This is a genomic window from Pseudomonas sp. PAGU 2196 (genome assembly GCF_022179005.1).
GTDB lineage: Bacteria > Pseudomonadota > Gammaproteobacteria > Pseudomonadales > Pseudomonadaceae > Aquipseudomonas > Aquipseudomonas kermanshahensis.
On record NZ_BNTL01000007.1, the window covers coordinates 147,788 to 166,940 of the forward strand.

Annotated in this window: 19 protein-coding genes and 1 pseudogene; 16 read left to right on the top strand and 4 right to left on the bottom strand. The window is 61.3% G+C overall.

The window, feature by feature from the left end:
• Window positions 1–31: 31 nt before the first annotated feature.
• The 3 genes from MFF34_RS07335 to MFF34_RS07345 all read left to right on the top strand — a co-directional run bounded on the left by MFF34_RS07335 (window position 32) and on the right by MFF34_RS07345 (window position 1,053).
• Entirely contained in the window at window positions 32–253 is a 222-nt protein-coding gene (locus tag MFF34_RS07335; RefSeq protein ID WP_085273402.1) for a hypothetical protein, read from the top strand.
• A 78-nt stretch (window positions 254–331) separates the two neighbouring features.
• A complete protein-coding gene (locus MFF34_RS07340) occupies window positions 332–793 on the top strand; it encodes a GNAT family N-acetyltransferase (protein ID WP_238211879.1) in 462 nt (153 codons plus the stop codon).
• A gap of 50 nt (window positions 794–843) precedes the next feature.
• A complete protein-coding gene (locus MFF34_RS07345; RefSeq protein ID WP_027594847.1) occupies window positions 844–1,053 on the top strand; it encodes a hypothetical protein in 210 nt (69 codons plus the stop codon).
• A gap of 34 nt (window positions 1,054–1,087) precedes the next feature.
• On the opposite strand, the gene MFF34_RS07350 is transcribed toward MFF34_RS07345, so the two are convergent.
• Window positions 1,088–1,387 (bottom strand): hypothetical protein, encoded by a 300-nt coding sequence (locus MFF34_RS07350; RefSeq protein ID WP_027594846.1) that lies wholly within the window; start codon window positions 1,385–1,387, stop codon window positions 1,088–1,090.
• A 196-nt stretch (window positions 1,388–1,583) separates the two neighbouring features.
• Between MFF34_RS07350 and MFF34_RS07355 the strand changes: the two genes are divergently transcribed.
• The 5 genes and pseudogenes from MFF34_RS07355 to MFF34_RS07370 all read left to right on the top strand — a co-directional run bounded on the left by MFF34_RS07355 (window position 1,584) and on the right by MFF34_RS07370 (window position 6,216).
• A complete protein-coding gene (locus MFF34_RS07355) occupies window positions 1,584–2,375 on the top strand; it encodes a hypothetical protein (RefSeq protein ID WP_238211882.1) in 792 nt (263 codons plus the stop codon).
• A gap of 151 nt (window positions 2,376–2,526) precedes the next feature.
• Window positions 2,527–2,781 (top strand): hypothetical protein, encoded by a 255-nt coding sequence (locus MFF34_RS07360; RefSeq protein WP_027594844.1) that lies wholly within the window; start codon window positions 2,527–2,529, stop codon window positions 2,779–2,781.
• A gap of 107 nt (window positions 2,782–2,888) precedes the next feature.
• Window positions 2,889–3,253 (top strand): annotated as a pseudogene (locus MFF34_RS28155) (integrase).
• 32 nt (window positions 3,254–3,285) lie between these two features.
• Window positions 3,286–4,872 carry an ABC-F family ATPase gene (locus MFF34_RS07365; protein ID WP_027594842.1) on the top strand — a complete coding sequence of 529 codons (1,587 nt, stop codon included), beginning with the start codon at window positions 3,286–3,288 and terminating at the stop codon, window positions 4,870–4,872.
• Between the two features lie 150 nt (window positions 4,873–5,022).
• A complete protein-coding gene (locus MFF34_RS07370; protein WP_238211885.1) occupies window positions 5,023–6,216 on the top strand; it encodes an MFS transporter in 1,194 nt (397 codons plus the stop codon).
• Here the strand turns inward: MFF34_RS07370 and MFF34_RS07375 are convergent.
• Window positions 6,178–7,224, bottom strand: a complete 1,047-nt coding sequence (locus MFF34_RS07375; RefSeq protein ID WP_238211887.1) for a dienelactone hydrolase — start codon at window positions 7,222–7,224, stop codon at window positions 6,178–6,180. The genes MFF34_RS07370 and MFF34_RS07375 overlap by 39 nt on opposite strands.
• A gap of 197 nt (window positions 7,225–7,421) precedes the next feature.
• Here MFF34_RS07375 and yghU point away from each other — a divergent pair, with 197 nt between their 5' ends.
• The 4 genes from yghU to MFF34_RS07395 all read left to right on the top strand — a co-directional run bounded on the left by yghU (window position 7,422) and on the right by MFF34_RS07395 (window position 11,804).
• Window positions 7,422–8,261: a glutathione-dependent disulfide-bond oxidoreductase gene (yghU, locus tag MFF34_RS07380; RefSeq protein ID WP_238211889.1), complete on the top strand. Its 840-nt coding sequence runs from the start codon at window positions 7,422–7,424 to the stop codon at window positions 8,259–8,261.
• A 137-nt stretch (window positions 8,262–8,398) separates the two neighbouring features.
• Window positions 8,399–10,105, top strand: a complete 1,707-nt coding sequence (locus tag MFF34_RS07385; protein WP_238211891.1) for an amidase — start codon at window positions 8,399–8,401, stop codon at window positions 10,103–10,105.
• A gap of 73 nt (window positions 10,106–10,178) precedes the next feature.
• A complete protein-coding gene (locus tag MFF34_RS07390; protein ID WP_238211893.1) occupies window positions 10,179–10,871 on the top strand; it encodes a transcriptional regulator in 693 nt (230 codons plus the stop codon).
• 15 nt (window positions 10,872–10,886) lie between these two features.
• Window positions 10,887–11,804, top strand: coding sequence for a pyridoxal-phosphate dependent enzyme (locus MFF34_RS07395; RefSeq protein ID WP_238211894.1), 918 nt, complete (start codon window positions 10,887–10,889; stop codon window positions 11,802–11,804).
• A gap of 95 nt (window positions 11,805–11,899) precedes the next feature.
• Here the strand turns inward: MFF34_RS07395 and MFF34_RS07400 are convergent, their stop codons facing one another.
• Window positions 11,900–12,358 carry a metallophosphoesterase family protein gene (locus tag MFF34_RS07400; protein WP_099429499.1) on the bottom strand — a complete coding sequence of 153 codons (459 nt, stop codon included), beginning with the start codon at window positions 12,356–12,358 and terminating at the stop codon, window positions 11,900–11,902.
• Window positions 12,359–12,559: 201 nt separating this feature from the next.
• On the opposite strand from MFF34_RS07400, the gene MFF34_RS07405 reads away from it, so the two are divergent.
• The 4 genes from MFF34_RS07405 to MFF34_RS07420 all read left to right on the top strand — a co-directional run bounded on the left by MFF34_RS07405 (window position 12,560) and on the right by MFF34_RS07420 (window position 17,595).
• Window positions 12,560–13,657 (top strand): carboxynorspermidine decarboxylase, encoded by a 1,098-nt coding sequence (locus MFF34_RS07405; RefSeq protein WP_027594834.1) that lies wholly within the window; start codon window positions 12,560–12,562, stop codon window positions 13,655–13,657.
• A gap of 31 nt (window positions 13,658–13,688) precedes the next feature.
• Complete coding sequence (locus MFF34_RS07410) at window positions 13,689–14,933, top strand: saccharopine dehydrogenase family protein (RefSeq protein ID WP_027594833.1); 1,245 nt, start codon at window positions 13,689–13,691, stop codon at window positions 14,931–14,933.
• A 143-nt stretch (window positions 14,934–15,076) separates the two neighbouring features.
• Entirely contained in the window at window positions 15,077–15,457 is a 381-nt protein-coding gene (locus MFF34_RS07415) for a RidA family protein (RefSeq protein WP_099429500.1), read from the top strand.
• 137 nt (window positions 15,458–15,594) lie between these two features.
• Window positions 15,595–17,595 carry a U32 family peptidase gene (locus MFF34_RS07420; RefSeq protein WP_027594831.1) on the top strand — a complete coding sequence of 667 codons (2,001 nt, stop codon included), beginning with the start codon at window positions 15,595–15,597 and terminating at the stop codon, window positions 17,593–17,595.
• A 115-nt stretch (window positions 17,596–17,710) separates the two neighbouring features.
• Here MFF34_RS07420 and MFF34_RS07425 read toward each other — a convergent pair whose 3' ends face one another.
• Window positions 17,711–19,033: a sigma-54 dependent transcriptional regulator gene (locus MFF34_RS07425; protein ID WP_027594830.1), complete on the bottom strand. Its 1,323-nt coding sequence runs from the start codon at window positions 19,031–19,033 to the stop codon at window positions 17,711–17,713.
• Window positions 19,034–19,153: the final 120 nt, after the last annotated feature.

A 19,153-nucleotide genomic window follows, 5' to 3' on the forward strand; every position in this document is an offset into this window, starting at 1 on the left:
CTATCTTGAAGCACCACAAGGAGCGCTCCACATGCCACCCACTCGCACGCTTTTTTTCTACCAGAGTGATAACCTGAGCACAGTGAAAACAGGTGAAGAAAGCCGCGGTATCTTTCGGGGTGTAGCAAACATCGCGCATGCAGAACTGCACACTGACAATGCACAAAGTGCCTTGTTGGCAACGGACGATAAAGGCTCAGTCTTGCAGGTGCAAAGTAACGAAGGCGGCAAGTCGGACACTGACCAGCCTTAGCATGAAAAGCTTCACTTGCGTGTCCACTTGCTGGTTGTGTCATGATGCGCTGAACAGGTACTACCGTGCAGGATGCCCATGCCTCAGTTTGATTGGCTCGCGAACCACATGAACCACTGCAACGCCTTCGCTCAGTGGATTCATCAGCAATTCACGTATGAGTTCGACGGCATCGACCTTTCGCGATGGCAGCATGAGTTCGCAGAAGGCCAGGGCAATGGTGACTGGCAATGCCTGATTGCCCTGGAGCAAGGGCAGTTGCTGGGCGGTGCCGCTCTAGCAGCTCAAGACCTGCCTTCCCGTCCGGACCTCGGCCCTTGGCTTGCTTGCGTGTTCGTTGACCCGACAGCCAGAGGAGCCGGTATCGCCGAGGACCTGATTGAGCGCCTATGTGCCCATGCGCGCACTGCCGGCCTCGAAACCTTGTACCTGCACACCCATGATAAACAAGCTTACTATGCCAAGCGTGGCTGGACGGTGATTGAGCAGTTCGAGGCGTGGGGCAACCTGCAGTGGCTGATGTCACGCACGCTTCGCTGAACAGTCGGACAGGGTTGTAGACGCACACTTCAAGGAACGCACTCACGCTCATGGAACCGCTTCATACCATCAAAGCCGATCTCGTCAAAACCGCCGACCACCTGAACGAACTCAGCAAAGCCATGACCGGGCACGCCAAGTTCATGGAAGCGCGGGCGACCTCAGACAGCGAGATCGATGTACGCGCTCATATCAAGTCCATCGATGGGGTTGCCAGTGAGTTGAGGTCTGTCGCAGCAAAGATCAAGGATGAGACCTGAGCCACGCCCAACCCACGGCAACCTTCAGAGCTCGCTACTTAGCGCAGGCGAACTGTTCGGTCACGGGAATAGCATCGCTTGCTATCCGCCGCGCCCTGCCCACGCCCCACGCCAAGGCACGGGTCATCGATTCGCCTGGACGCGAATCGAATGCTTCTTCATGAATGGCCATGCCACTTGGGGCATAAACCCCGATGAACATCTGCGTATTGCCTGTTCGCGACAGTCGCACCTGGACATCGATGTAGCTGCCGTCACTTAACGTTTCGTCGTGAGTCCGATGGTGAAGCGTTGGGTCAGCCCAGCCCCAGAAAACGTCGCCGCGAATCCGCATGTCGCCCCTCCTACGACTTTAGTTGTATACCTAAAGCCACCATAGCCAAAGGCAAACGGCGCGCAACTGTACTCAGTCGAAATGTGAGCTGAATCGGACAACTGGCAATCACCTGTAAACAAAGCGTTATTCGTTTGCTCACGCAGGCCATCACGTCTTGCCAAATCAAGCACCGACAGTCGACGCCAGAGGTCGCTTGCACGGTGAATTTATGGCAATCTGCCGCGAAATCAAAAACGCAAAATCATGGAAACTAAATTTCAAGAGCACGCTAATGCCAGAAATTTCAGCAGATAACGCCAGCCTTATTCACAGCATTGCTACAACAACCGCCATCATTGCCGCCTTAGTCTCGGCCTGCGCGGTCATCCTGGCGCACCTGACGTCCGAGGTGCAAAGCAGCGAGTCAGACAGGTCCATGGCCGAGGCCAGCCAACAGATCGCCACAGCCAACCAGTCCGCCGCCCAGTCGCAGTTGAAAATCGAAGAACTCCTACAACAGAATGCGGCGTTGACGGCACAACTGGACGCCGCGAAAAAAGAGCGCCAGGCCATAGAGCATCGCCTGCGGCCCAGAAAGCTGACAGCGCAGGCACAGGCCGCGTTCCAGGCATTGGCGACAGCGCTCGCCAAAGACAAAGTAGCCCCAACCGTACTGCTCAATATCGTCAGAAACGACGACGAAGCGTTGGCGTTCTCCAAGCAGATCGCCGTTGCCCTGACCAAAGCGGGCGTGCGGGTACAAATAAAGCAGTTGATGCTCACCAAAGAGGCCACAGGCGTTCAGGCAGTGCTGTATGACAGCCCGGGAAGCCAGCAAATCGAACGTGCGCTGAGGGCCGCTAATTTTGCAACGGACATCAGTCGATCGTCGCAAACACCGAAGATCAATATCGATGATGACGACAAGACTGCTATTAGTGCGTTTATCAACATATTTCCAAAAGAGATGTCGTTAACGGACACCGCAGCGCCGCACGCAGACTAAAACTAACGATCATGCCTGGCCACCCATCCAGCATGGACGCAAAGCCAGTAACTAACACGCCCGGCTCCGTAGTAGCGTTGCGCATTCTACGAAGTTCCAGGTCCGTTAACCGCAAGCCCACGGACCTGGGCGATTCAGACCAGGAGGTCAAATGCGAGTTGAGGTGATAGACCAAGCGGCGATAGATTCGGCGCTGATTGCGTTTGCCCGCTATAAAATCGGAGAAACAAAAATCTTCGACCTAGAGCGTGCAATGAGCTTTGAAGTGGGTGAGGCTTTGTCCAAGAGCGGACTGGTGAGGTTCACCATTACACAGTCAGTGTCCGGTCGCTACCGCATCAGCGATGAAGGCGAAAACGCCATCACGGACGCTGGGCGGGCGCGCCTTAAGGTGATCCGAGGGTAAGCCCGCTTTTATGATCCGGTACAAACAGCTTCACCTCGGGCACTAAGGGCAACGCACGTTCCACTTACCCTAGAGGTGAAGCTGTGCTGCGGCGTGCGTCAAGAGGCATTGCACAACGCACACGGTCCTTTGGTGATATCGCCCGCCCGAGGCCCTTCGTGGTCCAACCAAGCAAAGGTGGGCTGTGGAGCTGCGATGCAAGTGTTACAATCCCCCCATTCAAATCAGCGCTCAAGCGCTGGACTTCCGTGATCGCCGTCAGTACGACACCCGCCACACCTACGCAACCCTGTGCCTGATGCCTGGGATGAACCCTGCGTTCATCGCGAATCAGCTCGGCCATAGCGTTGAGATGTTGCTCTCTACCTACGCGAAATGGATCAGCTCCTCCTCGGACTGGAGGGAGCTGGAGAAGCTGCCGCCCCGCGTCGAATTGGCCCAAAATTGGCCCAAAACTGACACGAGGGCCTAAATACACCTCTGGAACCCCCGCAGGACAAGCACTTGATTTCTACCGCCAACATCACCATGCAGTTCGGCTCCAAGCCGCTGTTTGAAAACGTTTCCGTCAAATTCAACAACGGCAACCGCTACGGCCTCATCGGCGCCAACGGTTGCGGTAAGTCGACCTTCATGAAGATCCTCGGCGGCGACCTTGAGCCGTCCGGTGGCCAGGTCATGCTCGAGCCGAACACCCGCCTCGGCAAGCTGCGCCAGGATCAGTTCGCCTACGAGGAATTCACCGTGATCGATACGGTGATCATGGGCCACGGCCAGCTGTGGAAGGTCAAAGCCGAGCGCGATCGTATCTACTCGCTGCCAGAAATGACCGAGGAAGACGGCATGGCCGTCGCCGAGCTGGAAACCGAATTCGCCGAGATGGACGGTTACACCGCCGAATCGCGCGCCGGTGAACTGCTGCTGGGCCTGGGTATTCCGCTGGACCAGCACTTCGGCCCGATGAGCGAAGTGGCGCCGGGCTGGAAGCTGCGTGTGCTGCTTGCCCAGGCGTTGTTCTCGGACCCGGACGTGCTGCTGCTCGACGAACCGACCAACCACCTGGACATCAACACCATCCGCTGGCTGGAAACGATCCTCACGGCGCGCAACAGCACCATGATCATCATTTCCCACGACCGGCACTTCCTCAACAGCGTCTGCACTCACATGGCCGACCTGGACTACGGTGAGCTGCGCCTGTTCCCAGGCAACTACGACGAGTACATGACCGCCGCGACCCAGTCGCGCGAGCAGTTGCTGTCGGACAACGCCAAGAAGAAAGCCCAGATCGCCGAGCTACAGACCTTCGTCAGCCGCTTCTCGGCCAACGCCTCCAAGGCCAAGCAGGCCACCTCGCGCGCCAAGCAGATCGACAAGATCCAGCTGGCCGAGGTCAAGCCCTCGAGCCGGGTCAGCCCGTTCATCCGCTTCGAGCAGACCAAGAAGCTGCACCGTCAGGCCGTCGTGGTCGAGAAAATGGCCAAGGCCTTCGACGACAAGGTTCTGTTCAAGAACTTCGACATCACCGTCGAAGCCGGCGAGCGTGTTGCGATCATCGGCCCCAACGGTATCGGCAAGACCACCCTGCTGCGCACCCTGGTTGGCGAAATGACGCCAGATGCGGGCTCGGTGAAGTGGACCGACAGCGCGGAAGTGGGCTACTACGCCCAGGACCACGCCCACGACTTCGAGGACGACCTGAGCCTGTTCGACTGGATGGGCCAGTGGACCTCCGGTGAGCAGGTGATTCGCGGCACCCTCGGGCGCATGCTGTTCTCCAACGACGAGATCCTCAAGTCGGTGAAGGTGATTTCCGGTGGTGAGCAAGGCCGCATGCTGTTCGGCAAGCTGATCCTGCAAAAACCGAACGTGCTGGTGATGGACGAACCGACCAACCACCTGGACATGGAATCGATCGAAGCACTGAACCTGGCGCTGGAAAACTACCCAGGCACGCTGCTGTTCGTCAGCCATGACCGCGAGTTCGTGTCCTCGCTGGCCACCCGCATCATTGAGCTGTCGCCGGACGGTGTCGTGGACTTCAGCGGCACCTATGACGACTACCTGCGTAGCCAGGGCGTCGTAGTCTGATGTAGTGCGCTCCGCCTGGTCGCGTTGAGTTGACCAGGCGGATCCCATGGATTGGTAATTCACCCGGAATAATTCGTTAGCCTGCTTTCATTTCCTTCGCGCAATGGCCATGATGAAACAACGCCCAACCGCCCGCCCGCGAAAGAGCCCATGACCGCGCAACAGCACGCCCCCGCCAGCAATACCTCCAACATCACCCTGCAGATCCTGTCGATCGTCTTCTACACGTTCATTGCCTTCCTCTGCATCGGCCTGCCGATTGCGGTGTTGCCCAGCTATGTGCATGACCAGTTGGGCTTCGGTGCGGTTGTCGCCGGGATAACGATTGGCCTGCAATACCTGGCCACCCTGCTGAGCCGCCCCTTTGCCGGGCGGGTGGCGGACACGCTGGGCGGCAAGCAAGCGATTCGTTTCGGCTTGCTCGGCATTGCCAGTTGCGGGGTGCTGACGCTGTTGTCGGCCTGGACCCTGAGCGTGCCGTTACTGAGCCTGGCGCTATTGCTGGGCGGGCGCCTGCTGCTGGGCATCGCCCAAGGGCTGATCGGCGTGGCCACCTTGAGCTGGGGCATCAGCCAGGTTGGGCCGGAGCACACCGCCCGGGTGATCTCGTGGAACGGTATCGCGTCTTACGGCGCCATCGCCATTGGTGCACCGGTCGGCGTGCTGGCGGTGGATGGCCTGGACTTCAGCGTGCTGGGGCCAACCTTGCTGGTGCTGGCGCTGCTGGCCATGCTGGTGCTGCGCAAACGCCCGGACGTGGTGGTGGTACGGGGCGAACGGCTGCCCTTCTGGTCTGCCTTCGGCCGCGTTGCGCCCTGTGGCCTGGGGCTGACACTGGCGTCGATCGGCTATGGCACGCTGACCACGTTCGTCACCCTCTATTACCTGGAACGTGGCTGGGCTGGTGCAGCCTGGTGCCTGAGCGCCTTCGGCGTGTGCTTTATCATTTCGCGACTGTTGTTCGTCAATGCGGTCAACCGGTTTGGCGGCTACAACGTGGCAGTGGTGTGCATGGCCACCGAGGTGATAGGCCTGGGGCTGCTGTGGCTGGCACCCTCGCCGCCTTGGGCGTTGGCAGGTGCCGGGCTCACGGGGTTCGGCTTGTCGCTGGTGTACCCGGCACTGGGTGTAGAGGCCATCAAGCAGGTGCCTAGCAGCAGCCGCGGCGCTGGGTTGGGGGCTTACGCAGTGTTTTTCGACATGGCCTTGGCCATCGCCGGCCCAGTGATGGGCGCGGTGGCAGTGCACCTGGGCTATGCCTCTATCTTCTGCGTTGCCGCCCTGCTCGCCTTGGCAGGCGTTGGCTTAACGCTGCTTCTGGCGCGGCGCAGCCGACGCAGCTGAGCGCTCATCCGGCAGCGGTGCGCTGAGGGCCTGGCTGAAGAACGCTGCGGTGTCGCGTTGCAACGAGTGATGAATATGGCGGCGGTCAACGCCTTCGGCATCCTTGCACAGCGCCGGCATGCGGGCGTGTTGTTCTTCGTCGCAGCGCGCCATGAACACGAAATGCCCTGCGCCGGCCAGCGGACGGTAATCCGGCGTGACGGGCAGTTTGCGCGCCAACGCTTCGGCATTGCGGTCCACGGCTACCAGTTGGTCGCTGTCGCCGCTGTAGATCAGCACCGGGATGTGCACACTGGCCAGCGCATGGCGGCCAAACAGCAGGCTCAGCGGCGCCATCAACATCGCCGCGCCCACCCGTGAATCGGCCTTCGGTGCCAGCTCGCTGCGGTCGGCAATCAGCACGCCATGGGTCTTGCAGGCGTCGCCATCGCTGGGGCGCTCGAGGCAGTACTGGCGCAGGCGGTCCAGGTCGGGTTGCGCACCCGAGACGATCAGCGCCGTTTCGCCCCCGGCCGAATAGCCAATGACACCTACCTTGCCATCATTCAGGTAGGGCCCAAGCAGCGCGTCGTCACGGGCAGCCGTGATCGCGGCGCTGACTTGCAGCGGCCGGCCATACAGGTTGCTCAAGGTACCCAGGCGACTGTGATCGCGGGCGTTGTCCCCCGGGTGCACCACCGCCACGACCACAAAACCCTGCCGTGCCAGCGCAGTAGCCAGGTAATGCAAGGCCAGCGGGCTGCCGGTATTGCCGTGGGAGAGCACCAGCAAAGGGAACTGCCCCAGGGCCACCGGCGCCTCTTCGGCGACGTCGAGCGGGTAGCCGTCGATGCGCATGTTATGGGGCACACCCGTCGCCGGGTAAAACGCCAGCGCTTGCATCGGGCGATCATCGACAGGGTCGGCCAGGGTCATGTGGTGCAGACCGGCGACCCAAGGCGCGGCGTGGGCGTGCGACAACAGGCCGCCGAGCAGGACCAGCGCCAACACGCTGCGAGGGATGTTCATCGCCAGCCGTTCCGTGCAGGGTCAGAGATAGCGCCAGCATAGAGCCGCCGACGCCAAGGGCAGATGAAAACTGGATGAAACCCTGCATGCACGAAACGACCGCGCCCAATGCAATTGCGCTTTTCCGAGAACCCATGGCATAGATGCAGGTCAACCGCTTTACCTGACCCTTTCGCGACCTTGAAGGAGCACCCTGCATGAGCAAGCACCCTTACGCCCCACCCAAGGTCTGGCGCAATGACGCAGCCTCCGGTGGCCAGTTCGCCAGCATCAACCGCCCGGTAGCCGGCCCGACCCATGACAAGGCGCTGCCAGTGGGCAAGCACCCCTTGCAGTTGTATTCGCTGGCCACGCCCAATGGCGTGAAGGTGAATATAGCCCTTGAAGAGCTGCTCGCCCTGGGCCACAGCGGCGCTGAATACGACGCCTGGTTGATCCGCATCGGCGAGGGTGACCAGTTTTCCAGCGGCTTCGTGCAGGTGAACCCCAACTCGAAGATCCCTGCCCTGCTCGACCGCAGTGTCGAGCCACCGGTACGGGTATTCGAGTCGGGCTCGATCCTGTTGTACCTGGCAGAAAAGTTCGGTGCGCTATTGCCCACGTCTGCCGCTGCACGTACCGAAAGCCTGAACTGGCTATTCTGGCAGATGGGCGCGGCGCCTTACCTGGGCGGCGGCTTTGGCCACTTCTACGTGTACGCCCCGGAAAAGTTCGAATACGCCATCAACCGCTTCACCATGGAAGCCAAGCGCCAACTGGATGTGCTCGACCGCCGCCTGGCCGAAAGCCGTTATTTGGGCGGCGATGAATACAGCATCGCCGATATCGCCGTGTGGCCTTGGTATGGCGAGCTGGTGCGCGGCAATCTTTATGGCGCAGCAACGTTTCTGGCGGTGCACGAATATACCCACGTGCAGCGTTGGGCCGAAGAGATCGCCCAGCGGCCCGCCGTGCAACGTGGGTCACGGGTCAATTGCACCTGGGGCGATGAAGCCAGCCAAGTACCAGAACGGCACTCGGCGACCGACCTGGATTGACCGTTCGGGGCCGCCTCGCGGCCCCGACAATGCTCGCCTGCATAAAACCATTTGCCCCTGCGCAAACCTGCGTCCGGCAATGCCTTCTTGTACACTCCTCGCACTAGCCCCCACCTGCAAAACTTTTTGGTGAACGCATGATCGAGGTAACCGAGGTTTCCATTGCCGAGCTGCGCGACGCACTCGAGTCGGGCCGCACGACGGCGGTCGAGCTGGTCAAGGCCTACCAGGCGCGCATCGACGCCTACGATGGCGCCGACACCGCTACCGCACTGAACGCCGTGGTGGTACGCAACCCAGACGCACTGAAGGAAGCTGAAGCTTCCGACGCCCGCCGCGCCAAGGGCCAGCCCCTGAGCCCGCTGGACGGCATCCCCTACACAGCCAAGGACAGCTACCTGGTCAAGGGCCTGACTGCGGCTTCTGGCAGCCCGGCCTTCAAAGACCTGGTCGCCCAGCGCGACGCCTTCACCATCGAGCGCCTACGCGCCGCCGGTGCCGTGTGCCTGGGCAAGACCAACATGCCGCCCATGGCCAACGGTGGCATGCAGCGGGGCGTCTATGGCCGTGCCGAAAGCCCGTACAACGCCGCCTACCTGACTGCGCCCTTCGCCTCTGGCTCGTCGAACGGTGCAGGCACCGCGACGGCCGCCAGCTTCAGTGCCTTTGGCCTGGCCGAGGAAACCTGGTCCAGTGGCCGTGGCCCTGCATCGAACAACGGCCTGTGCGCCTACACCCCTTCGCGTGGGGTGATCTCGGTGCGTGGCAACTGGCCGCTGACCCCGACCATGGACGTGGTGGTGCCTTATGCCCGCACCATGGCCGACCTGCTGGAAATCCTCGACGTGGTGGTTGCCGACGACGCCGACACACGCGGTGACCTGTGGCGCTTGCAGCCGTGGGTAACTATCCCGGCCGCCTCTTCGGTGCGCCCAGCGTCGTACCTGGACCTGGCTGTGGATGCCAGCGCGCTCAAGGGCAAACGCTTTGGCGTGCCGCGCATGTACATCAATGCCGACCCAGAAGCTGGCACCTCCGAGAAACCGGGTATCGGTGGCCCAACCGGCCAGCGCATCAACACCCGCGACAGCGTCATCGACCTGTGGCAACAAGCGCGCCAGGCGTTGGAAGCTGCAGGTGCCGAAGTGCTCGAAGTGGACTTCCCGCTGGTCTCCAACTGCGAAGGCGACCGCCCTGGCGCCCCGACCGTGTACAACCGCGGCATCGTCAGCAAGGCATTCCTCCATGACGAACTGTGGGAGCTGTCGGGCTGGGCCTTTGACGACTTCCTGCGGGCCAACGACGACCCCAAGCTCAACCGCCTGGCCGATGTCGATGGGCCGAAGATCTTCCCGCACGACCCCGGCACCCTGCCCAACCGTGAGGACGACCTGGCCGCAGGCATGGACGAATACGTCAACATGGCCAAACGCGGCCTGAAGACCTGGGACCAGATCGAAACGCTGCCCGACGGGCTGCGCGGCCTGGAGAAAACCCGCAAGCTGGACCTGGAAGACTGGATGGACACCCTGGGCCTGGACGCGGTGCTGTTCCCGACCGTGGCCGATGTAGGGCCAGCGGATGCTGACGTCAACCCGGCTTCGGCCGACATTGCTTGGAGCAACGGCATTTGGGTGGCCAACGGCAACCTTGCGATCCGCCACTTGGGCGTACCGACCGTCACCGTGCCCATGGGTGTAATGGCTGACATCGGCATGCCGGTGGGGCTGACCTTCGCCGGCCGGGCCTATACCGATAACCACCTGTTGAGCTTCGCATCGGCCTTCGAGGCCACTGGCTCGCGCCGCATGATTCCACCGCGTACGCCAGCACTGGGCAAGTAAACTCGCCCGGCACATCGCCATTTTCAACGTATTGTGTAAAAATGCACAAACCGTTGAATTTGGCGATGCATTCATGCCGCTCTCTCCCCCTGAAGAACGTCAGCTCACCCTCACCGTTCTCAAGGCCGCTATCCAGGCTTTGGGCAGCGTTGCCGCGCGCAACATGGAAATCCTCCTGCACGACCTTGACCACCCGGAACACTCCGTGGTGGCGATCGTCAACGGCCACCTCTCCGGCCGTGTCGTCGGCAGCCCAATCCTCGCCGCGCCCGAACAGGACCTAGGCTTCAAGGCCTTGATGCGGGCCACCGTGGAACAGCGCGGCTGTGCGCCTGTGGTCTTGCCGGATTACCCGACCACGCTCAAGGGCCGCACCCTGCGCAGCGCCACGGCTATTTTCCGCGACAGCACCGGCCACCCGTTCGCCAGCCTGTGCATCAATATCGACGTTACGGGGCTGGACGCTGCGATGAATTTTCTGCAGCAGTTGCAGCCCCTGAGCGACTCGCCAGCGGTCAGCGAACCCGCCGACATGGCGCTGTTGATGAGCGAAATCATCCAGGGCGCGCTGCAACGCAGCGGCCAAGGCCGGATGACCAAGCAGGCCAAGGTCGACGCAGTGCGGGTCATGCAGGAGCGCGGCTTGTTCATCGTCAAGGGCGGCGTGGAAAAGGCTGCCAGCGCCCTTGGGGTGACCCGCTACACCGTTTACAACTACCTGGAGCAGTTGCGTGGCGAACAGCCGGCAGCGGCCCGTGAAGACTGACGCTTGGAGCTAACGATGACTTTGCATATACAGACGCCGCTGATCGAATCCCGCCCGCTTTCGCTGGCGTCAGGCTGTACCGTCTGGCTCAAGCTCGAGGCTGTGCAGCCTTGTGGCTCGTTCAAGCTGCGTGGCGTGGGCCATGCCTGCGAAGTCCACCATGCCAGGGGCGCGCGCCATTTTGTGTCGTCGTCCGGGGGTAACGCCGGGCTGGCGGTGGCGTATGCCGGCCGCAAACTCGGGGTACCGGTAACGGTGGTGGTACCCGAGACTACCACCGAGCGCGCCAAGCAACTGCTGCGCCTTGAAGGCGCCAAGGTGTTGGTGCATGGCAGCTCCTGGCAGGAGGCCAACGAGCTGGCCCAGACCCTGCTCGGCAGCGGCGATGCGTTCATTCACCCCTTCGACGACCCACTGCTGTGGGCCGGACATGCCAGCCTGATCGACGAAGTTGCCGCCACCGGGCTTAAACCTGATGCGGTGGTGCTGTCGGTCGGCGGAGGCGGATTGCTCAGTGGCGTAGTCGAAGGGCTGAAACGCAATGGCTGGGATGATGTACCCGTGCTGGCGGTGGAAACCACCGGTGCCGCCTCACTGCACGCAGCGGTGCAAGCAGGCCACCCGGTTGAACTTGAGCGGCTCGCCTCGGTGGCCACCTCCCTGGGTGCGAAGCGCGTTGCTGATCAGGCATTGGAATGCGCGCGTAACCATCCGCTGCACAACCATCTGGTCAGCGACCGTGCCGCGCTGGAAGCCTGCGAGCGCTTCTTGCTCGATCATCGGGTATTGGTGGAGCCCGCGTGTGGGGCTGCATTGGCAGTAGCTTACGAAGCCGAGAAATTGGCCGAGTACAACAATGTGCTGATAGTGGTTTGCGGAGGTGCCACGGCGACACTGGCGCAGATTCAGGATTGGTTGAAGCAGGTCGATTGAGGTTGCCTGTTCCGGCCCTTTCGCGGGCAAGCCCGCTCCCACAGGAATAACTTTGACCTGTAGGAGCGGGCTTGCCCGCGAAGGGGCCGGGGCAGTTAATCGAGCAAGGGAATAATGTTGGCGACTAACGCTTCTCCCTCTATTTCAATCACCGCCACCGTCACGGGCAATTTGAACCGTCGCGGCCCGGCGCTTCCGGGATTCAGGTACAGCAGCCCGTTCCGCCAGTCGATCAGCGGCTTGTGCGAATGCCCGGTGATCACCACCCGCACAGCCTCATCGAGCTTGGCCGGCACATCGGCGATGTCATGCACCAGGAGTGCCTGCCAGCCCCCCATGTCGAAGCGCAGTTGATCGGGCAAGTCCGCCGCCCAAGGCCATTTCAGGTCATTGTTGCCGCGCACTACCCGCACCGGCGCCAGGGCCTCCAGCACCTCCAGCACGTCCGGTTTGCCGATATCGCCGGCATGCACGATCAGCGCACAACCGACCAGCGCATCCACCGCCTCTGGGCGCAATAAACCGTGGGTGTCGGCGATCACGCCAATTTTCATGCCTGCGTTCCTGGTCCAATGGGGTGGCGAGAAAAACGCCCGTGAGATCAGGATAGTCACACAGGCCTGTTCTAATGAGCCTCAAGCACCTGGGAAAATTCCAGCGAGCCTGACGAAAAGCGCATCTCGCCCTTTCGATCTGTAGCGAGTGAAGGCACAATGCGTGTCCTTTTTTTGGCCGGCCTTGCCGGGGGCCTTTAAATGATCAAGACGCCGTACTACCTCATCGATAAAACCAAGCTGCTGGGCAACATGGAGAAGATCGCGTATGTGCGCGAGAAGTCCGGTGCCAAAGCGCTGCTCGCCCTCAAATGTTTCGCGACCTGGTCGGTGTTCGACCTGATGCAGCAATACATGGACGGCACCACCTCTTCGTCGCTGTTCGAGCTCAAGCTCGGCCGCCAGAAATTCGCAGGCGAAACCCACGCCTACAGCGTTGCCTGGGCCGATGACGAAGTCGAGGAAATGCTCGAGAACTGCGACAAGATCATCTTCAACTCGATCGGCCAGCTGCAACGCTTCGCCGAACAGTCCGAAGGCAAGGTTCGCGGCCTGCGCGTCAACCCGCAAGTCAGCAGCTCCGACTACCTGCTCGCCGACCCGGCACGCCCGTTCAGCCGCCTCGGTGAGTGGGACCCGGAGAAGATCGAGAAGGTCATCGAACAGATCTCCGGCTTCATGTTCCACAACAACTGTGAGAACGGTGACTTCAGCCTGTTCGACAAGATGCTCACGCACATCGAAGAGCGCTTCGGCCACCTGCTGCACAAGGTCGAGTGGGTCAGCCTCGGTGGTGGCATCCACTTCACCGGTGAAGACTATGCAGTCGATGCGTTTTGCGCGCGCCTTAAAGCCTTCTCGGAAACCTACGGCGTGCAGGTGTACCTGGAGCCGGGCGAAGCCGCCATCACCAACAGCGCCTCGCTGGAAGTGACCGTGCTCGACACCCTGTACAACGGCAAGCACCTGGCCGTGGTCGACAGCTCGATCGAAGCACACCTGCTCGACCTGCTGATCTACCGCCTCAACGCCAAGATGGCCCCCAACGATGGCGAGCACACCTACATGGTCTGCGGCAAATCGTGCCTGGCCGGTGACATCTTCGGCGAGTACCAATTCGATCGTCCGTTGGCCATTGGCGACCGCCTGTCGTTCATCGACACGGCCGGCTACACCATGGTCAAGAAAAACTGGTTCAACGGTCTGAAAATGCCATCCATCGTGGTCAAGCAGCTCGACGGCAGTGTCGAGGTGGTGCGCGAGTTCGGTTTCGAAGACTACGTTTCCAGCCTGTCGTAAGACCGGCTTTCAGTAAGGAGCAAGGGATAAATTGAAGAAGAACGTTCTTATCATTGGTGCAGGAGGTGTCGCCAAGGTGGTGGCCCACAAGTGCGCGCAGCATAACGACGAACTCGGTCGTATTGCCATTGCGTCGCGGAACATCTCCAAATGCCAGGCCATCATCGACAGCGTCAAGGCCAAGGGTAGCCTGAAGGTACCCGCCGACATCCAGGCCTTCTCGCTCAACGCCCTCGATGTCGAGGCGACCAAAGCACTGATCCGCGAGACCGAATCGCAGATCGTGATCAACGTGGGCTCTGCCTTCCTCAACATGTCGGTGCTGCGTGCCTGCATCGATACCGGTGTCGCCTACCTGGACACCGCGATTCACGAAGAACCGGGCAAAATCTGCGAGACGCCGCCCTGGTACGGCAACTACGAGTGGAAACACCTCGAAGAGTGCCAAGAAAAGAACATTACCGCCATTCTCGGCGTCGGTTTCGACCCGGGTGTGGTGAACAGCTACGCAAAACTTGCGCAGCAGCAATACTTCGACAGCATTGATTCGATCGACATCCTCGACGTCAATGCCGGTTCGCATGGCAAGTACTTCGCCACCAACTTCGACCCGGAAATCAACTTCCGCGAGTTCACCGGGCAAGTATGGAGCTGGCAGAACAGCCAGTGGACCAGCAACACCATGTTCGAGGTCAAGCGTACCGACGACCTGCCCGTAGTAGGTTCGCAAAACCTGTACCTGACCGGCCACGATGAAGTTCACTCGATTTCGAAGAACCTCAACGTGCCGAACGTGCGCTTCTGGATGAGCTTCGGCGAGCACTACATCAATGTGTTCACCGTGCTGAAAAACCTCGGCCTGCTCTCCGAGCAACCGGTCAAGACCGCCGAAGGCCTGGAAGTGGTGCCGTTGAAAGTGGTCAAGGCCGTGCTGCCAGACCCAGCCTCCCTGGCCCCGGGCTACACCGGCAAGACCTGCATCGGTGACCTGGTCAAGGGCACCAAGGATGGCCAGCCGCGCGAAGTGTTCATCTACAACGTGGCGGATCACGAAGAAGCCTTCGCCGAGACTGACAGCCAAGGTATTTCCTACACCGCCGGTGTACCGCCAGTGGCTGCCGCCCTGCTGGTCGCCCGTGGCGAGTGGGATGCCAAGCGCATGGTCAACGTCGAAGAACTGCCAGCCGAGCCGTTCCTCAAGGCGCTGGACGTGATGGGCCTGCCGACCCGCGTCAAAGATGAGAAAGGCGATCGTCCTTGGGACGCTGAAGCCTAAGCAACACAAAACAGGGCGCCTATCAGGCGCCCTGTTTTTTGGGATGTGCCAGTGGTAACTGCGACAGCGCCCTAACGACTCGACCCCTGCCGCCTGCTCGCGTACGCTTGCCGCTTTCCTTCCGTAGCAAGGCAAACGCGCCCATGGCAAACACAGACATCATCTACACCCCCGATCCGGACGCCGATTCCATTTCGTCCGACGTCGCCGAATACAACGGTGTGCTGGTCTCCACCCAGATCCCCACCCGCGCCGATGGCAGCCTCGAGCTGGGCGACATCGTTGCGCAGAGCGAATGCACCCTGCAGGCGCTGAAAGTAGCCCTGGAAAAAGCCGGCAGCGGCATGGACCGCGTGCTGCACCTGACCATCTACCTCACCGACATGGCTGAACGTGCAGCGTTCAACGAGGTGTACCAGCGCTTCTTCAGCAAGCCATGGCCCGTGCGCGCCGCCGTTGGCGTGGCCTCGCTGGCGGTCGAAGGCATGCGCGTGGAAGTCACCGCGATGGCTGCCAAACGCTGATTCCCCGCTCGATCACTGGAGCGGCCTTGCCGCTCCTACTCCAGGTCGCACCGCCTCTGGGCAGCGTAGGGATGCCACCAGCCCGTTTCACCGCTACAATGCCCGCCTAAACCGTGACCGCCCGAAACTATAACGACATGTCCCTTCCAAAGAATCACCTGGAACTGCTCAGCCCTGCCCGTGACGTGGCCATCGCTCGCGAAGCGATCCTGCACGGCGCTGATGCCATCTATATCGGCGGCCCGAGCTTCGGCGCGCGCCATAACGCCTGCAACGAAGTCAGCGAAATCGCCGAACTGGTCGAGTTCGCCCGTCGCTACCATGCACGCGTATTCACCACCATCAACACCATCCTCCACGACAACGAGCTGGAGCCGGCGCGCAAGCTGATCCATCAGCTCTACGACGCGGGCGTCGACGCCTTGATCGTGCAGGACCTGGGGGTGATGGAACTGGACATCCCACCGATCGAGCTGCACGCCAGCACCCAGACCGACATCCGTACCCTGGAGCGCGCCAAGTTCCTCGATCAGGCGGGCTTCTCGCAGCTGGTACTGGCCCGTGAGCTGAACCTGCAGCAGATCCGCGCCATTGCTGCCGAAACCGACGCCGCCATCGAGTTCTTCATCCACGGTGCGCTGTGCGTGGCCTTCTCCGGCCAGTGCAACATCTCCCACGCCCAGACCGGGCGCAGCGCCAACCGTGGCGACTGCTCGCAAGCCTGCCGCCTGCCCTACACCCTGAAGGATGACCAGGGCCGCGTGGTGGCCTTCGAGAAGCACCTGTTGTCGATGAAGGACAACAACCAGACCGCCAACCTGCGCGACCTGGTCGACGCTGGCGTGCGCTCGTTCAAGATCGAGGGCCGCTACAAGGACATGGGCTATGTGAAGAACATCACTGCCCACTACCGCAAAGAGCTCGACGCCATCCTCGAGGACCGCCCGGACCTGGCCCGCGCGTCAAGTGGCCGCACCGAGCACTTCTTCGTCCCCGACCCGGACAAGACCTTCCACCGCGGCAGCACCGACTACTTCGTCAGCGACCGCAAGATCGACATCGGCGCGTTCGACTCGCCAACGTTCACCGGCTTGCCGGTGGGCGTAGTGGAAAAGGTCAACAAACGCGACATGCTGGTCACCACTGACGTGCCGCTGACCAACGGCGACGGCCTGAACGTGCTGGTCAAGCGCGAGGTGGTGGGGTTCCGCGCCAACATTGCCGAACCCCGTGGCGAGTTCGAGGAAGACGGCCAGAAGCGTTATCGCTACCGCGTCGAACCCAACGAAATGCCTGACGGCCTGTACAAACTGCGGCCAAATCACCCGCTGTCACGCAACCTCGACCACAACTGGCAACAGGCCTTGCAGCGCACGTCGGCCGAACGCCGAGTGGGTGTGGAATGGCACGCGGTGCTGCGCGAGCAGCGGCTGATGCTCACCGTCAGCAGCGAGGAAGGCGTCAGCGTGCAAGTGGCCCTGGACGGCCCGTTCGGCGCGGCCAACAAGCCGCAACAAGCGCTGGACCAACTGCACGACCTGTTGGGCCAACTGGGTACTACCCAGTACCACGCCAATGCCATCGAACTGGATGCCCCGCAGGCGTATTTCATCCCTAACTCGCAGCTCAAGGCCCTGCGCCGTGAAGCCATCGAGGCGCTGACCGCTGCTCGGGTCAAAGCGCATCCACGCGGCGGCCGTAAAGCTGAAACCACGCCGCCTCCGGTGTACCCGGAGTCGCACCTGTCGTTCCTGGCCAACGTTTACAACCAGAAGGCGCGCGATTTCTACCACCGTCACGGCGTGCAGCTGATCGACGCGGCCTACGAGGCCCATGAAGAGCACGGCGAAGTGCCGGTGATGATCACCAAGCACTGTCTGCGCTTCTCGTTCAACCTGTGCCCCAAGCAGGCCAAGGGCGTGACCGGCGTGCGCACCAAGGTGGCGCCGATGCAGCTGATTCAGGGCGACGAAGTGTTGACCCTGAAATTCGACTGCAAACCGTGTGAAATGCATGTGGTCGGCAAGATGAAAAGCCACATCATCGACCTGCCGACCCCCGGCAGCGCGGTGGCCCAAGTAGTCGGCCATATCAGCCCGGAAGACCTGCTCAAGACCATCCCACGCGCGCCGCATTGATCGCCCCCTTGTAGGAGCAGCCTTGTGCTGCGAAGAAGCCGGCGGCAGCATCCGAGATCTTAAGTGCTGCCACCGGCCTCTTCGCAGCACAAGGCTGCTCCTACACAGGCAGGCGTCAACGAATCTGGTGCTTGTGCAGCAGCCGATAGAATGTCGGCCGCGAGATCCCGAGTACTTTCGCAGCGATGCTCAAGTTGTCGCTGTGCCGGTTAAGCACATCACACAAAGCCTGGCGCTCTGCCCGGTGCTTGTACTCCTCCAGCGTACCCAGCGGCTGCTGTTCTTGCTCGATCTGCAAGCCCAGGTCCTGCGCTTCTATCTGCCGCCCTTCTGCCAACACCAGCCCGCGCCGCACTCGGTTGGCGAGCTCACGCACATTGCCCGGCCAGTCATGCCGGCCCATGGCCGCCAACGCATGATCACTGAACGAGCGCGGCCTGCGCCCGGTCTCCAGGCTGTAGAAATGGGCAAAATGGCTGGCCAGCATCGACAGGTCACCATGCCTGTCTCGCAGTGGCGCCGTCACCACCTGCAACACATTCAGCCGGTAATACAGGTCCTCGCGAAAGCGGCCCTGTTCGATGGCTTTTTCAAGGTCCACGTGGGTGGCCGCCAACACTCGCACATCCACGGGGATAGGCTGGCTGCCACCGACCCGTTCAATGTGTTTTTCCTGCAGAAAGCGCAGCAGGTTGGCTTGCAGTTCCAACGGCAAGTCACCCACCTCGTCCAGGAACAAGGTACCGCCATGCGCCGCCTCTATTCGCCCGGCCTTGCGCTGATGTGCACCGGTAAAGGCACCCTTCTCGTGCCCAAACAGCTCGGACTGAATCAGGTGCTCGGGTATCGCCCCGCAGTTAATCGCGATGAACGGCTGATCGTGCCGCTGCGACTGCCGATGCAGGGTGCGCGCCACCAGCTCCTTGCCTGTGCCACTCTCGCCACGGATCAAAACCGGCGACTCGGTGGGCGCCAGTTTCCCCAACAGCTTGCGCAACTCGCGGATCGGCCGGCTCTCACCCAGCAACTCGTGAACCGAGTCGTCCACACGGACCGCACCCTTGCCACGTAGCCGCGCCATGCCGAAGGCACGCCCGAGGGTAACCTGAACGCGGGAAACGTCGAACGGCAAGGTATGGAAGTCAAAAAACCACTCGCAGACGAAATCACCGACGTTCTGCATGCGCAATTGCTCGGCGCTGAGCACGGCGATCCACTCGGTATTGCTGCGCTTTATCATGTCCTTGACCGCGTCGGGATGGCGCAGGTGCGATGCCTGCAGCCGCAGCAGGCCAACATCGCAGGCGTGGTCCAGGGCAGCGCCGAGCATACAACTGTCCACATCCCAGCCGGCACTGCGCAGGCCTGGCAATAAACGGTGGCAGTCGTCGCAGGGGTCGACGATGAGCAAACGGCGTTGGGAAGCGGGTTGCTGCATGACCGTTCCTTGGCGCCAGAGTTTGGTTTTGTGAAGTAAAACAGCAAGTTGTGGCGCCCAATTAACAGTAGCAACGAACTTGACGGTGCCCAGTACCGTCTGTCTGCCGAATCATTTTTT